This window comes from Chryseobacterium pennae (assembly GCF_003385515.1).
Lineage (GTDB): Bacteria > Bacteroidota > Bacteroidia > Flavobacteriales > Weeksellaceae > Chryseobacterium > Chryseobacterium pennae.
In genome coordinates this window covers 44607-60614 of record NZ_QNVT01000035.1, presented here as the reverse complement: position 1 = coordinate 60614, position 16008 = coordinate 44607, and the positions used below count along the sequence as shown (strand labels likewise).

The window sequence follows — 16008 nt, the reverse complement described above, 5'->3', positions numbered from 1 at the left end:
ATAATGTGAAATTAAAAACTTATAAAAAGCAAAATCAGAATAGGAAAATTTCTACTCTGATTTAACTATATTTGAATTAGTAAACTAGTCAACCTTTTTCAGGACTAGTCAATCAATTTAATATTGTAGCATTTCTTCGATCTTCCTGGAAAGCTTTTCAGCGTTAGGAAGCATTTCTTTTTCGAGAACCAGATTAATAGGAACAGCCGGAGTATCTAAAGAGCCCATTGTTTCTACCGGAGCATCAAGATATTTAAAGCAATTCTTAGAAATTCTGTGTGCAAATGCTTCTGCAAAAGAGTTGTTAAGCTGTTCTTCCGTAAGAACGATACATTTTCCGTGAGCTTTTACTCTTTCAAAAACAAGTTCTTCATCCAATGGAATTAAAGTTCTTAAATCAATCACTTCCACTTTTCCGTTGAAGTTCTTTACAGCCTCTTTAGCCCAGTAGACTCCCATTCCGTACGTCACAACAACTAAGGTTCTGCCTTTTTCTGTTTCATTCTTATCAGCTTCTATGATGATTTTGCCTTTTCCGAATGGTAAAACATAATCTTCAGCAGGTTCAATGGTTTTGGCATCCTCAGTTCCCGGAACTTTGCTCCAGTACAATCCTTTATGCTCAAGCATTACTACTGGGTTCGGGTCATAGTAAGCTGCTTTTAGCAATCCTTTGAAATCCGCTGCGTTACTTGGATAAGCTATTTTAATTCCTTTAATATTGGCCAGAATACTTTCAACACTTCCGCTATGGTAAGGACCACCACCACCGTAAGCACCAATAGGAACACGGATGATATTGCTTACCGGGAATTTTCCGCCACTTAAATAACTTGATTTTGAAATTTCTGTAATTAATTGGTTGATCCCGGGATAAATATAATCGGCAAACTGAACTTCAACAATTGGTTTCAGGCCTACAGCGCTCATTCCTGTTGTAGAACCAATGATATATGCTTCCTGAATGGCTGTATTGAAAACTCTTTTGCTGCCAAACTTTTTCCCAAGGGTTACTGTTTCACGGAAAACTCCACCAATTCTTTCTCCTACATCCTGGCCATAAAGAAGAGCCTCAGGGTGCTTCCACATCAATTCCTGTATTGCGTGGATGGCAGCATCTACCATGACAATCTTTTCCCCGTTGGCAGGTTCACGTGTGCCCGTTTCCTCTGTAATTGGAGTAGGAGCAAATATGTGCTGCATTACGGTTTCAGGCTTTGGGTCTTCAGCATTTTTAGCTTTTTCAAAAGCTTCTTCTGCTTCAAGACGCGCTTTTTTTGTAATCTGTTTTAAAAGATCTTCATCTGCACCTGCTTCCAGTAATTGTTTTCTAAGGATTTCTCCCGGATCTTTAGCTCTATGTTTCGTTAAATCTTCTTCATCTCTATAAAACTCTCTTCTAACTCCTGAAGTATGATGCCCGATCAATACTGTTTTTGCACAGACAACCAGAGGTTTTCTTTCTGTTCTTACAAAATCTACAGCCTTTTTCATAGCCTCAAAACTTTCTATGAAATCAGTGCCGTCAACCCTCATTCTGCTTAATCCTGTAAATCCAGATACAAAATCATAAGCATCACAGGTTCTTGCTTCATCTTTGGTTACAGAAATTCCCCATTCGTTATCCTGAACAAGGAAGATAATAGGAAGCTGGTGCAGTGCTGCAAATTGTAATGCTTCACTCACTTCCCCTTCTGTTACAGAATTGTCACCAAGGCTACAGATTACGACAGGGTTGTTTTCAAACTGCTGGAGATTGAAGTCCTGAATGTATTTTATTCCCTGGGCAACACCGGTTGTAGGAATGGTCTGCATTCCTGTTGCAGAACTTTGGTGAATGATTTTGGGTTTGTTTTCATCCCTGCTTGAAGGGTGAGAATAATAAGATCTACCTCCTGAAAAAGGATCATCAGCTTTAGCCAGTAATTGAAGCATGAGTTGGTAAGGTTCAAAACCTATTCCCAAAAGGATACTTTCGTCTCTGTAATAAGGAGAAATCCAGTCTTCTTTTTTTAATTGATAGGCTGTTGCTAACTGTATGGCTTCGTGGCCTCTTGAAGTACTGTGAACGTATTTACAGATGTTTCTGTTTTCCTCATAAATGTCGGCCATTGCTTTGGCAAGCATCATATGATTGTACGCTTTAAGTAAAATATCCTGAGAAACTTTTTCGTGAAGTGTATTTTCCATAGGAAGCAAATATATATAAAAAAAACAAAATACTAACAACTGTTAGTATTTTGCAAAAAAAATATGAATTTGATGATTATTCTTTAATTATTTTTTTAGAAATAATGTCTTTGCCGGTTTTTACTTCAATGATATAAATTCCTTTTGTATAAGACGATAAATCAATGGATTCCTTATCACTGCTGATGGAACCTTCGCGTAATTTTTTTCCTGACAGATCGTATATAGAGTAGGTAGATTTTTGAGGCGCTTTCAGGATGTTTGTTAGGTCTTTTGTAACGGAAGGAGCCACTGTAACGCTGCTTAAAACTCCCGCTTTAGACTCTTTAGTTCCCAAAGTATTACCATTATGACCTGTTATAATGATTGAATAATTTTGTGGTGCTGCTGTTCCATTGTCATTCACCAAGGTTCCTTTGTTGCTTATTTCAATTTTATAGTTTTTTCCAGCTATTGGAGTATTGATAACTATCTGTTCAACATTATCTACTGTATTATCGCCGTTTGTGGCAGTAGTCATTGGATTGTTGGCATTAAGTTTCCAAGGTAGGTAAGTGGTATTGGTTTCCGTATCTATGATTCTTAGGTCCAGATCGTTAATTAATCTGGAAGTTCTGTCATTATATCCTGCTAAATCAGTAGCGGGTAGATTGGTGAATGCCGGATCAATCCACGAAATGGTCACTTTCAATGGTTCCATTCCTAAAGCGGTAACAGTTTTAGTGTTAGGAATACCACTATTTAAGGTTTCATTATTGAAAATGACACTGTTGTTTGATTTTCCTACCAGAAGTTCTGCTCCTTTTTTGGCATCTATCAATCCCCATCCATACCATGGATCTGGTCCTACATTTCCTGCTTCAAGGGCAGAATGAATCATTAGGGTTTTTGCAGAAGCAGCATTGAGTTGTGTATTCTCGAAAAGCTGCTTGTTGATTTGGTTCCATAAACCAATAATTCCTGTAACAATAGGACCGGAGTAAGAAGTTCCGCTTCCGTATTCATAGGTAGGTTGGTTGTTGGTCTTTACACTTGCAGAGACAACATTGGTTCCTGTGGCAGTAATATCTGGCTTGATTCCTCCATCGTCTCTAGGTCCGGCACTGCTGTAAGATGAGTGAACGACATCGGTAGAGGTTGCGTATCTTCCTTCATTCGCTGTAATAATATCATTGGCTCCCACTACAATAATATTCTTGGCTAAAGAACCAGAACCAATACAGTCATACCCATTAGAACAGTTTTGTAGAGGAAGAGTATCGGTGTCTTCAAAAAACGCCCAGTAAGGATTACTTGAACTCGATGGTAGGTCCGGGTTAAAATTGGGATTAGGATAAAGCTTAAAATCATCAGCTTCCGGTTGGTCTCCAAAAGAATTTCCGGCAGATTTTACGATGATGTAAGTGGGATTGCTATAGACAATTTTGTCATATTCACGATCATTTTCTTGGTAAGTTCCTTCTAAAGAGGTGGCTGTAGCAGGACTTGTGAAAGTTCCCCGCCAGTACCAGGCTCCATTACTAGGGTTTTGCCACCAGCCTTGAGGAACTCCATAGGAATGATTGGATATTCGGGGTTCTGATAATAATATCTTCTGATAAACAGTACTTCTGGTAGTGTTTCCTGGGAGGGTAGTCTCATCATATGAATAAGAATCCATTGTAGAGTTTTGGGCTACCCCCTGAAGGTTAAGGTTTGTGAATTGGGCTACAACCACACCGGCATTGTTAGTCCACGATCCTGTAAAATTGTAATTCTTGGCTCCTATAAAACCAGCAACGGCTGTAGAATGGAAGTGATACTTTACGGAATCTGCATTTTCTTTATTTGAAATCCGGTTAGTAAGATTGTTGAATAACTGATGGGTTTCCAATACCCTTCCGCCATCAAAAATGGTATATTTGATGTTCTCCCCATTGAATGATCCTTGTAGACCGGTAATGGTTCCGTTTTGAAGATGATCTGCATTGGAATTCTTAGGCTGTCTGGAATCCTGAGAGGAGTAGTAGAGCGGTATTCCGCTTGGAGTAAAACCTGCTAAGCTGCTTTTTTGTTCTTTAAGATCCAGTAAAACCTTTTCTAATGGATTGTTGCTTTTTTCGTTGCGAGTTTGCCTTCCAGTACGAGCATCAAACTTTTTATTGTTTTCTACCCTTTGTTTTTCAAACTCCTTCATTAGTTTCTCATTGCTTTGTTGTGCACCTGCTAATGAAATGATCATAGTGCTGATCGAAATAAAGATTTTCTTCATAAAATTTGATAGATGTTTAAATTGTTGTGTGATTGATTCAAAAGTATAAATACTATATTTTATTTCCGATTTTAATGTTTGTAATTTCGTTTTATACGTTGTTTTTTAGATTTCACCTTTTATTTTGTTAATAATTTTAAATTATATTTAATTTGAATAGGTTGATTTTCACTCAAGTTGGGAGATGAGATACGTTGAAAAAACTGATCAGATTGTTTTTTTCGTACAAATTAGAGCTGTAAATAAGAATTTTAATAGAATCAGTATAAAGTATTACTGAATATCGGTATTGTTTTTGATTTTTTTATATGAAAAGGATGAATCCACCACAGCTTTTTCAAATGGATAATTCGAAAAAATGAAGTAACTTTACATTCTCTTTTTTATAAAAAAGTTAGAAAATTATATGTATTTAATTTTTGACACAGAAACAACAGGTTTACCAAAAAATTTCAATGCTCCGCTTTCAGATTCAGATAACTGGCCAAGAATGGTACAGATCGCATGGCAGGTGCATGATGATGATGGTAATTTAATTGAAAATCAGGATTATATAATCAAGCCTGAAGGGTATGATATTCCCTTTAATGCAGCAAGAATTCATGGAATTACAACGAAGATTGCCAATGAAGAAGGGCGTGATCTGCAGGAGATCTTAGAAGAATTTTCCAAGGTACTTGAAAGAGTAAGAGTGGTTTCCGGGCACAATGTTGAATTTGATTATAATATTGTAGGAGCAGAATTTTATAGAAAAAATATAAAAGACAATCTTCAGGAGAAGCCCAGAGCGGATACAATGATTCTGGGAACCGATTTCTGTCAGTTGGGCGGAGGTCGTGGAGGAAGATACAAATCCCCGAAACTTGAAGAGCTTTATGAGAAGCTTTACGGGAATAAATTCGATGAGGCCCATAATGCTGCTGCCGATGTAAATGCTACAGCCAGAGCCTTCTTTGAAATGATAAGAATTGGGGTGGTTCCTGCTGAAACATTAAAGATTTCAGAAGATCAGTTAGCGTATTTTAAGAGTCTTTATCCTGATCCGATCAAGCCTTTTAATATTGTTATCAGAAGACAGGTTGCAGATTTTCACAATAAGAAGAAACAACAGGATTTCGGAAGTATTGATGAAATTGATTTAGGAAAATATTTCAATTTTGATAATCACAGTGTTTTTTCTACCCTTACGGCTACTACCAGCATTAATGACTTAATTAAAAAAGCTTCCGATGAAAACTTCCCGGCTGTCGGGATGGTAGATCTTGGAAATATGATGGGGGCTTTCAAGTTTGTTTCTGCTGTAGAAGGAGCTAATGGAGACAGGGCCAAAAAACATAAAGAATATCTGGCTAAAAAACAGGAAGCAGAAGAAAACGGAACTGAATTTAATGAATCAGAACCAGTTTCTGAACCATTGATTCCTGTTGTCGGATGTGAATTTTATATTTCAGAACGCTATGAACAGAAGCAGTTTACCAAAGATGATCCGGACAGGAGAACACAGGTAGTGCTTTTGGCAAAAGATTTTAACGGGTATAAAAACCTGGCAAAACTTTCCAGTATCGGTTTCCTTAAAGGATTTTATTTCGGGGTTCCGAGGATCAGCCGTGAATTGATTGCTGAGTATAAAGAAGGAATCATTGCACTTACTTCCGGAATTATGGGAGATATTCCTGATGCGATCTTAAATACCGGTGAACAGAAAGGGGAGGAGCTTTTCAAATGGTGGAGTGAAACTTTTGGAGATGATTTTTATGTTCAGCTTCAAAACCATAATCTGCCGGAAGAAGAGCACTTAAACGAAGTTTTATTGTACTTGGCAGATAAATATAGTGTTAAAATTTTAGCACAGAACGAAACATTCTATACCAATAAAGATGATGCCAATATTCAGGATATTGTAAGCTGTATCAAAGATGGAGAGAAACTGACAACTCCTATCGGAAAAGGTTTTGGGAAGAGAAGAGGACTTGCTACCGGAGAGTATTTTATGAAAAGCTCTGATGAAATTAAAGCATCTTTCCTTGCTTATCCTGATGCCTTTGAAGCGTATGAAGAATTTTTTGCAAAATTTAAGCCTTATACCTTAAAAAGAGATGTTCTCCTTCCAAAATTTGATATTCCTGAAGAATTTATTCATGCTGAAGATGATATTGATGGAGGAAAGCGTGGTGAAATGGCCTATTTGACACACCTGACATATGAAGGGGCTAAAAAAAGATATTCTGAGACAGGAATCACAGACGAAATCAAAGAACGATTAGATTTTGAGCTGGAGGTTGTTGCTAATACGGGATACCCCGGTTACTTCCTGATTGTGCAGGATTTTTGTAATGAAGCAAGAAAAATGGGAGTTTGGGTTGGTCCCGGTCGTGGTTCTGCTGCAGGTTCTGCCGTAGCCTATTGTACGGGAATTACCAATGTGGATCCTATTAAATATGATCTCCTTTTTGAGAGATTTTTGAATCCGGAAAGGGTTTCCATGCCGGATATTGATATTGACTTTGATGATGAGGGACGTGATAAAATCATTAAATGGGTAGTTGAAAAATATGGTAAAAATCAGGTAGCACAGATTATTACGTACTCTGTTTTGGGGGGTAAATCTGCGATTAAAGATGCCGGAAGGGTATTGGATGTTCCTATTCCTGATACGAATAATATTGCTAAGCTTATCCCTTCTACACCAGGGATGAACATTGCGAAAGCATTGGCAAAATATGATAAGCTGAAACCGGAAGAACAGATGCTCGTTGACGAAATGAGATATGTTCTGGAAAGCCCCGATGATTCACGTCATGGAGTACTGGCAAGTGCTAAAAAGATGGAAGGATGTATCAGGAATACCGGTATTCATGCCTGTGGTGTAATTATTACTCCGGAAGATGTAAGTAATCTGGTTCCGGTGACTATTGCAGCTAAAGATGCGGATATTTTAGTGTCACAGTTTGATAACTCGGTGGCTGAAAGTGCCGGACTTCTGAAAATGGACTTCCTGGGACTTAGAACATTGACGATCATTAAAGATGCCTTAAAACTGGTGAAAGCCAGATATGGATTGGATATTGACCCGGATCTTATTCCGTTGGATGATACTAAAACATATCAGTTATTTAAAGAAGGAAGAACTGTTGGGATCTTCCAATATGAAAGTCCCGGGATGCAAAAATACATGAGAGAGCTTAAACCAACGGTTTTTGCCGATCTTATTGCCATGAACGCTCTTTACCGTCCGGGGCCGATTAAATATATCCCGAACTTTATTAATAGAAAGCACGGTGTTGAAGAGATCGTATATGACTTACCGGAAACAGAAGAATATTTAAAAGAAACTTACGGAATTACGGTTTATCAGGAACAGGTAATGCTTCTTTCACAGAAGTTGGCCAACTTTACAAAGGGTGAGGCCGATACACTGAGAAAGGCGATGGGTAAGAAGCAGATTGACGTTCTTAATAAAATGTACCCTAAGTTCATTGAAGGAGGAAGAAAGAACAATCTTAATGAAGAAAGGCTGGAAAAAATCTGGAATGACTGGAAAGCCTTCGCAGAATATGCCTTCAACAAGTCTCACTCAACGTGCTATGCTTTCATTGCTTATCAAACAGCCTATTTAAAAGCAAACTATCCTGCAGAATATATGGCAAGTGTGATGAGTAATAACATTAACAATACGGATTCTATTACCATGTTTATGGAGGATTGTAAGAGTATGGGTGTTGATGTTTTGGGACCTGATGTGAATGAATCCCAATACAAATTCTCTGTAAACGAAAAAGGACAGATCCGTTTTGGTCTTGGAGCGATTAAGGGAATTGGAGAAGGGCCAAGTGAAGCAATTACAAAGGAAAGAGAAAATGGCAGGTTCAAAAATATCTATGACTTTTTTGAGAGAATACTGCCTTCTCATATGAATAAAAGGGTAGCGGAAAGTTTAGTGGTTGCGGGAGCTTTTGATGAACTTGATTCTTTCCACAGAGGTCAGTACTTTGATATTGATATGGCGGGAAGAACTAATCTTGAAAGGCTCATCAGATATGGGCAAAGCTTTCAGGAAAGTAAAAACGAGATGGAGTTTTCTCTGTTTGCAGATTTTGCAGATGAGGTTCAGATTGAACAGCCAAAACTACCTCCTTGTCCTGAGTGGCCGAATATGCATAAGCTGAATAAAGAAAAGGAAACTATTGGATTCTACCTTTCTGCCCATCCGCTGGATGAATTTAAATATCAGTTCCAGTTTATGCAGGGAAGACTTTCTAAAAAGTCGGTGTTGGAAAAAGAAGAGGAAGAAAAAGTGACCACAGATGAGGCGCCTGTTCTGGAGCAGGATACGCCGGATGAAACCACTGATCTTGCCGAGATTGTTTCTGACGAATTATCTGTTGGGGATGAAGAAGTAATAGAAGAAACTACTAAAAAAGCAGAACCTAAAGGAAATTTCCTATTCTTAAATCTTGATGAGGTAGACGCTTACAAAGAACAGGCTTTTGCTAATAAGCAGGACGAATTGTTTGAAGAAAAAAAGAAAGACTGGAAAACCCTTCAGAAAGAAAGAGAAAATGGAGGCGGTGGAAAAGAGTATACCGTTGCAGGTCTTATCACAGAATACAGAGTTCAGGATGGTTTCAGAAGTGGTGAAAAAGTAGCTTTTGTGACACTGGAAGACTATTCTGGTTCTTACTCTTTCAGATTGGGAGACAGAGATTATATGAGGTTGAAGGAGAAACTTGAAGTTCAGAGGTTTGTTATTTTTAAAATAAAATTCGCGCAGGTAAAAGATGGAAGAGTCTTTGTGAATGTAAATGATGTGATTGAGCTTCAGGAAGCATTTGAAAGATTCGCCAAGAGTATCTCTCTGGTAATGGATGTGATGGATGTAAGACATGAGGATCTGGATTTCTTCAGAACGGTTTTGGATCGGAATAAAGGGAATCAGAAACTGAAGTTCTTTATCAAAAATATTGATGATGATTCCCATATTGAAGTACAGTCTATGAAGCATTCAGTAGACCTGAACGGAGACCTTATCAAGGAAATACAATTGCTTAATAAGTATGAGTTCTACCTGAATTAAAAAAAAGAAATAGATATGTTTTTTAAAAGTGGCTTTTGGCCACTTTTTTTATTTGTACGAATTAAATAGCCGATATTATTTGAATTGGAAGAAGAATTTTATTTTAGATTAGAGGGAATGTAAATGGGATTAAATTACTGATAATTAGACGTTTGTGTTTCTTTGTGTTTTTTTTGGTAAATAAGTGTTAAAATTAAATAATTGTTTAATTTTATTTAAAAATAAGCAGTATTTAAGGTTTATTTTTTATTATTTTAACATATTTTATGAAATATATTTAAATATTTTATACTTTTATCGCCTGACTATTATTTTTACTATTTATGAAAAGAATTTTACTTACGTGCCTGACCGCTTTTTATTACAGCGTGTCTGCACAGGTTGGGCCACCGCAAATAACGAGCCCGAATACAAATAACGGATATGGATTTACACAATCTGTGGGAACATATGCACCATTATCCGCAGGAAGAACAGTATGGCAGTCGGGAGCTACCCTGGCTACGGATTTAGTATCTGCAGCTATTCCTTTACCCTCCAATTTTACATACAATAATCAGAAATATAACTCTGTTTATATCAGTAATAATGGTTTTGTAACATTAGGAGGAGCTACCAGTGCCACTACTTATACCGGGCTATCCAGTGAGATTACTCCCACTACCCATGAGGCTGCTTTTGCTGGTTTTGGAGCAAATCTAAGGAACGCAAACACAACAAGCTCTGAAATTTCATATGAGACTGTAGGAACTAAATTTATTGTACAGTTTACTGATGTGCAAAGCAATTCCGGTTCTGCTTCTCAACTTCTCAACTTCCAGATCCAGTTAGATCTTACTTCCCATACAGTAGCTATTGTTTATGGAAATTGTGTTTCCGGAGCAAGTACATTTACTGGACAGGTAGGGATAAGAGGATCGGAAGCTTCGGACATTAATAATTTAACAGGAACAAACTGGACTTCACTGACAGCAGGGACAACAGCTACTTCCAGTTCAACTTTAGGGACAACAAACGGGACTACTGTGCCTGCTTCTGGACTGACATTTACTTATACTCCAGGAACGTGGTTGGCTGCCCCAAATACTTTCGCCACTTTGCCTTTTACTGAAAGCTTCAGTACCTGGGCAAATGGTAATTCTACATTGGATCTGCCTAATGCAGATTATTGGCGAACCTGGCCGGCAAGGGGCGATAATTCCTGGAGACAGAGTGATACTTCAGGGAGTGGGTTTGCATCTGCTTCAGGGTGGACAAGTACGAGTGGATCCGTAACAATTGGTGGATCTGCAGTAGCACCTGCAGCAAGATTCCATTCCTATAACTGTCAATATGCTTCAGGGTATATGGACTTGTATATTAATTTATCGTCAGGTTCTGGTGATAGGATTCTAAGTTTTGATTACGCAAATCCATCAGGAACAGATGTTTTGAAAATACAAATCTCAACAGACAATGGAGTCACCTTTACAGATGTAGGAATGACATTTGGTTCCACATCATCAACCTCACCATGGGTCACAAATTATGTGAATTTAGCATCTTCCAGTCCTAATGCCATCATAAGATTTTTAGCCAAAGGAGATAACGGAAGTGATGATATCTATGTGGATAATATTAATATTTCCTCTGTTAATGTTGCGCCTAATTGCTCCACTATTACGGCACCTACCAATGCTGCTACAGGATTGTCAATTACCCCAAATTTTAAATGGGATGCTTCACCTAATGCAACTTCATATAAATTAAATTTGGGAACTACATCAGGTGGATCCAATGTGATGGCCGGTGTAGATGTTGGAAATGTACTTACTTATACTATACCTGCAGCAAGCCAATTATTATATGGTACTACTTATTACGCAACCATATTGCCTACGAACAGTACCGGAACAGCAAGCGGATGTACAGAAATATCATTTATTACAAAAAATATCGGTTGTCCAACAGTGACATTGCCTGTATCAGGGGCATCGGGAGTTTCTGTTATGCCAACAATAACATGGGGTGCCGTAACTGATGCAACTGGGTATAAAATATCTGTCGGAACAACAGCAGGTGGAACTGATGTTATGAACAGTGTTGATGTTGGAAATATTACATCATATACACTTTCCTCTGCACTTAATTATAGTACAAAATATTATTATACAGTAAACGCCTATACTCCTACAAGTACTTCAGCTTCATGTACTGAACGTAGCTTTACGACAGTTTGTGGATCTGAAAATATACCAACCATCTCACAAGGATTTAGTACATTGACTCCCGTATGCTGGTCTGTCGCTAAAGGTGACGTTACCGCCAATTCTACTTTGACGTATGGAAGCAGTAAATGGGCAGCCGCATCAGGTTTTGCTAATACGGGCAATAATACGGCTGTAAAATTAAATTTATATGGAACAAACACCGGTGACTGGTTAATTTCTCAGCCAATCAATCTGGGTGCAACTCCAGGGGCAAATAGGATTAGATATAGAATGGCTGTTACCAGTTATACAGGTACCACAGCTCAGTCGACATTAGGGACACATCAGGTTAGAGTTATCATTTCTACAGATGGAGGAACTACCTGGAGCAATACTAATGTTCTAAAAACATATACAGGAGCAGGAACCTATTCTAATACAGGGCAAACGGAAACTGTTGATCTTGCAGCGTATTCTGGTACTGTTAAAGTGGCTTTTGTAGCGACTACAAGTTCTACTTCGCCTGATATTTATTTCCATCTTGATGATTTCATTGTAGAACCTATCCCAACATGTATAGAACCAGATTCTCCGGTAGTGGCAAATATTACTTCTGCTTCATCAGACTTATCTTGGAACGCTCCTGCTTCAGTACCTGCAAATGGTTATGAGTACTATTATTCTACCAATAGTACAGTACCTGCTGCTAATGTAACTATATCAGGAACAAGCACTGCTACAAGTACTGTTTTGAATGGACTTAGCTCTGCTACCACTTATTATGTATGGGTTCGCTCGGCGTGTAGTGCCACAAATAAGAGTATTTGGTCACAGGCAGCAATATTTACTACTACATGTACTCCGTTACAGGTATATTCTCAGAATTTTGATACTACGCCTGTTGATACACTTCCTATGTGCTGGACTAGCATAGGAACTGTTGTTGGTAATGCGAAAGTATCTGCTTATTCAACAACTGTTGCAAGTGCTCCTAATGCTCTGTATATCTATAGTAGCAGTTCAGGAGTAGGTATGGTTTCAACGCCTGAATTTATAGGTTTAGATTCTAACACTGCAACAATTAGTTTTAAAGGGAGAGCTAACTTTACTGCTGGTGGAATTGTTGAGATTGGTTATTTAACAAATCCTGCAGATACTTCTACATTTGTAGTATTGGATAGCTATACTGCATCAAATATTTCTACCATCGATAATTATTCTTTAAATATTATGGGAGTTCCTGCCGGAATTAATAAGCTTGTATTCAGGCATACAGGTTCTCCCGCAAACAGTGTATTGATTGATAATTTTGTGTATCAGTTTGGAAGCCTTTCTACTTCTGAGGTAACAACAGCTAAGAACGAAATTAAAGTATATCCTAATCCGTTCTCAGACACCTTAAATATTTCTGATATTTCCAAAGTACAGTCTGTATCTGTTGTAGATCTTGCAGGAAGAGTAGTGAAAACAATTGAAAAACCTTCTTCTGAACTTCATTTGGCAGACCTTAAACAAGGAATGTATTTAGTCGTGCTTCATATGAAAGACGGATCGAAACAAGTGGTTAAGTCAATTAAGAAATAAAACTGATTAATATAATAATTTAAAGCAGTAACTTAGTAGTTACTGCTTTTTTTTAATATTTTTTTAATGTTGTATTGAAATTATTATTAATTTGGCAAATGTATTAACACCTTAAAAAAATTGTATATGAAGAAAATCTTACTCTTGTGCTTGCTAACCGTAAGCCTGTTTTTGAGTGCCCAAATTACCTTAGGGGAAGGAAGCACTAAAGTCGGACGGGTTCCGATTGATAATTTTTCGAGTTATTCTTACTCCCAACAAATATTTAAAAAAGAAGAAATTAACACCAATGCCGCCGGAAATATTACAGGCCTTAAATTCTATCTGGACCCGGCTTCAACTATAACGAACTCTTCAGATTGGGTTGTTTATATGGGGCATACTTCAAAAACTGGATTTACGTCTGCAGGTGATTGGGTTCCGGTTTCAGCCCTTACAGAGGTCTATACCGGTACCATCAGTAATATAAACGGAATGGTAGAGCTTACTTTTGCTACCCCTTTTACTTATAATAATACACAGAATCTGGTGATTGCTGTGGATGAAAATGGCTCAGGTTCAGATTATGGTGACGACCGGGTATTTTATGTACATCATCTTAATTATGCACCCAAAAGTGCAATTATCCGTACCTCTTATATAGATGTTGATTCATCGGATCCTGGGAATGGTAATTTATTAGACTATAGACCTGTTGTTAGTTTTACAGGGCTTACGCCTAAGGCATTGCCATCTTGTACTAATGTGATGTCTCCGATAAACAATGCTGTACTGGTTCCTGTAACTCCTGAAATTAAATGGTATGCATCAGCGGGTGCCACAAGTTATAAAATCTCCATCGGAACAACTCCGGGAGGTTCAAATATTGTAAATCAGCAAACAGTAAGTACCACAAGTTTTACTCCGTCAGCTCCTCTTTCTCTTAATACAAACTATTATGTAAGGATTATAGCTGTGGGAACAGGAGGTTCATCTTCAGGTTGTTTCGAAACAAAATTTACTACTACACCGCCGCCACCTTCTAATGATGAGTGTGCTGCTGCTGTCACTTTAACGGTAAACCCAGATATGAATTGTGGGGCTGTTACTGCAGGAACTACTTTAGCTGCAACAGATTCCAGTGTAGACATTGACCCGTGTTATGGTACTCCCGATGATGATGTATGGTACAAATTTACCGCTACAGATTCAGGTCATATCATTTCACTTTCAAATGTAGCTTCTGTGGGATCAGAAGATAGTGATTATATTGGATTTCAAATATTCAGTGGAGACTGTAATGGTTTGACAAGTATTGTATGTTCATCATATTCAGGGGTTAGTATTGCTGAAGGACTTACAGTAGGTGAAACTTATTATGTAAGAGTATATAGCATGGATGAAGGAGGACAATTTGCGCAAAGTTTTAATATATGTGTTGGCACATTGCCACCACCACCAACAAATGACGATTGTACTACAGCAATTACATTAACAGTAAATCCGAACATGAACTGTAGCAGTAAAACATTCGGACACACCCGTGGAGCTACTGAGTCTAGTCAGTCTGTAAGTCCTTGTTACGGGGAAGTAGATGATGATGTATGGTATAAGTTTACGGCAACCTCTACTGCACATGTGATTTCATTAAGTAACATGATTTCTATTGGTACTGAGGACAGTTATTCACTGTTATTCCAGGTATTCAGTGGAGATTGCAGTAACCCGACTAGCATTGAATGTTCAGATTATGATGATATGAAAGTGATTTCAAACCTTACTGCAGGTGAGACCTATTATATAAGAGTATATACAGATGGAGGAGCAGGTGAGGCACAGAGTTTTGATATTTGTATAGGAACTATTCCTCCACCTCCGGTAAATGATAATTGCTTGGGTGCTTTGGTTGCATCAGTATTTCCTTACGCTTATACACAGTCTGACGCAGCCGGAGCTACTAATAATGACGGAATTATTGACATCTGTTCGAATGCTATGAATGATGGTACATGGTTCACCTTTACAGGAGATGGTACTGTTCATAATATAAAAGTTACCATGCCGGAAGGAAGTAATTTTGATGCTCAGCTAGGGGTGTATAATGGCACATGTGATAATTTGGTCTGTGTAAATACAGTAGATGACGGCCTTACTGGTGGAGCAGAAGAAACAATGTCAGTGCCAACTGTTGCAGGTACGGTATACTATGTAAATGTAGGACATTATGATGGTGGTGAAGATCAAATGGAGGGTACGTTTACGATTACTATTAATAAAGAAACTCTTGGAACTGCAGAAGTATCTAAAGCTAATAAGAATGAAATTAAAGTATATCCTAACCCATTCGCAGAGGTACTGAATATTTCAAAAACAGACCAGGTAAAATCGGTCTCTCTTCTGGATGTTTCAGGCAGATTGGTGAAAACAATTGAAAACCCTTCTTCTGCACTTCATTTAGGTGATCTGAAACAGGGAATGTATATGGTAGTACTGAATATGAAAGATGGTTCTCAACAAGTAATAAAAGCTATCAAGAAATAATTAGTTCTAAATAAAGGCGGATCTGTGATTCGCCTTTATTGTTTTTTATAAGAACAACTTAAATTTTATTCTAATCTAAATTTAAATATGTAAAATAGTTTTCAAATAAACAAAATCGAAGCAGAATGTTGATTTATTATAGATTTTTAATTTGTTTTTATCTTGTTTTGAGTGTTTTGTTTGAATTATTACTAATTTAG

The 16008-nt window shown here is 37.7% G+C and carries 5 protein-coding genes; 3 read left to right on the top strand and 2 right to left on the bottom strand.

Annotation, left to right across the window (positions count from 1 at the left end):
- Nucleotides 1-117: 117 nt before the first annotated feature.
- Together DRF65_RS25365 and DRF65_RS25360 are read right to left on the bottom strand one after the other, a co-directional pair.
- Nucleotides 118-2190 (bottom strand): alpha-ketoacid dehydrogenase subunit alpha/beta, encoded by a 2073-nt coding sequence (locus DRF65_RS25365; RefSeq protein ID WP_115973500.1) that lies wholly within the window; start codon nucleotides 2188-2190, stop codon nucleotides 118-120.
- 76 nt (nucleotides 2191-2266) lie between these two features.
- On the bottom strand, nucleotides 2267-4441 hold the full coding sequence (locus DRF65_RS25360) for a S8 family peptidase (RefSeq protein WP_115973499.1): 2175 nt from the start codon (nucleotides 4439-4441) through the stop codon (nucleotides 2267-2269).
- A gap of 406 nt (nucleotides 4442-4847) precedes the next feature.
- Between DRF65_RS25360 and dnaE the strand changes: the two genes are divergently transcribed.
- The 3 genes from dnaE to DRF65_RS25345 all read left to right on the top strand — a co-directional run bounded on the left by dnaE (nucleotide 4848) and on the right by DRF65_RS25345 (nucleotide 15808).
- Entirely contained in the window at nucleotides 4848-9515 is a 4668-nt protein-coding gene (gene dnaE, locus DRF65_RS25355; RefSeq protein WP_115973498.1) for a DNA polymerase III subunit alpha, read from the top strand.
- 323 nt (nucleotides 9516-9838) lie between these two features.
- Nucleotides 9839-13288 carry a T9SS type A sorting domain-containing protein gene (locus DRF65_RS25350; RefSeq protein ID WP_115973497.1) on the top strand — a complete coding sequence of 1150 codons (3450 nt, stop codon included), beginning with the start codon at nucleotides 9839-9841 and terminating at the stop codon, nucleotides 13286-13288.
- 126 nt (nucleotides 13289-13414) lie between these two features.
- Entirely contained in the window at nucleotides 13415-15808 is a 2394-nt protein-coding gene (locus DRF65_RS25345; protein ID WP_115973496.1) for a T9SS type A sorting domain-containing protein, read from the top strand.
- Nucleotides 15809-16008: the final 200 nt, after the last annotated feature.